Source organism: Stecheria intestinalis, from assembly GCF_009696165.1.
Taxonomy (GTDB): domain Bacteria; phylum Bacillota_I; class Bacilli_A; order Erysipelotrichales; family Erysipelotrichaceae; genus Bulleidia; species Bulleidia intestinalis.
In genome coordinates this window covers 1-1,529 of the sequence record NZ_VUMN01000066.1, presented here as the reverse complement: position 1 = coordinate 1,529, position 1,529 = coordinate 1, and the positions used below count along the sequence as shown (strand labels likewise).

1 protein-coding gene is annotated in these 1,529 nt (G+C 42.4%); it reads left to right on the top strand.

Annotated elements, in window-relative coordinates; genetic code table 11:
* The coding region (locus FYJ51_RS13370) for an IS4 family transposase (RefSeq protein WP_154506018.1) at positions 1-1,338 on the top strand (1,338 nt) is incomplete at its 5' end.
* Positions 1,339-1,529: the final 191 nt, after the last annotated feature.

Genomic DNA, 1,529 nt, shown 5'->3' with positions numbered 1-1,529 from the left:
TCTTTTACCAGAGAAGATGGCAAGATGCCTTTGCGTTACCTGCTCAACTATCTCATTTTTCGTCATGGCAGGACTCTGAGCGAAGATATTAACTGTTTCTACAGCGATCTGCGTATTAACGACAGGCCGTCCAAGCAGGCTGTTCTGAAACGGATGTCAATTCTCAATCATGGCGTCTGGCAGAAGATCCAGGAATTATTTCTGGATCGGATTTACCTGACAATGGAAAAGAGAAATTACAAAGGATATCTTCTGATCGCCATAGATGGAACGTTTATAAATCTGCCTGATGATTCATCCCTGGGAGAAACCTTCGGAAGACGGAAGTGCGGATATAAAAATGGAGAAGCTCATTATGGGATACCGCAGGCAAAGGTTTCTATCGCATATGATGTTCTTAACCATATCATCCTTGATTTCAGAGTGGCGCATTGTGATACTTCAGAAATTCCGCTTCTTTTTCAGCATCTTGAAGCGTTGGAATCGGTTCTGAAGAATGATAAGGTCATTCTCCTGGCTGATCGTTACTATGGCAGTGCTGAACTTTTCAAATACTGTGAGATGAAAGGCTGGAAATACCTCGTTCGGGCAAAAAGCAATTTCTTCAGAAAGCAGAGAGCTGAGATCCCGGCAGAATGCAAAGATACATGGCTGACAATTCTGATTGACAGAATATGGCAGAAGCGGATCATACGGCCGGCAATACAGACCTTTATCTCTGAACATCCGGAGATGCGTATCAGACTGCTCAGAAATCATTATGAATACGAAGAAGAGCATACCACCAGCAGTGGAAACAAGATCCGGGTGCCGAAATCCGCAGATACGGAATACTTTACCAATCTGCCTCAGGAGGAATTCTCTCATGATGAAATCGTTAATCTGTATCACAATGACCGATGGGACATTGAGACAGGATATGATATTTTAAAGAATCTGATCGACATTGAAGAGTTCAACAGCGCCCGTGCAAATGTGATCTATAACGAGATAATGTCCCGATTTATTTTCAGCAATCTGAAAAGTCTGCTTTATAACGCTGCTTCTGAAAAAATCCAGAAAGACAAAGAGCATCTCATCAACAATAAAAACATCATTGAAAAGTGCCATTCATCGTCATTTGTGCGGGCATTCTTCAAGAAGAAGTTTTCGCTGAAATATGCCTGTTCATGTATAAAAGAGTGCAGCAGGTTTAAAGTAATGGTTCGCGGGGACCGGCATCTGAAACGCTGGGACAAATTCAAAGGGAAGATCAACAATACCAGGCACCGTCTTGATGGAAGACGAAATCCACCTCTGAAAATAACAAAAGCTGGAATCATGACTTCCAACCATTGATTCCAGCCGTAGTATAGAGGCAGCTCCTCTGTATCTGATTCTAATCCCGATAAGGCTCTGAATACATATTAAAAATTTACGATTCTTTTCCTGACAGGGGCTTTTTTGCGCTTGCGAAAGCTGCAGCTTCCTCTCTTGCGACCAATAAGAAAATAAGGCGTGAACCTTGAATTGGGTTTACGCCATTGACC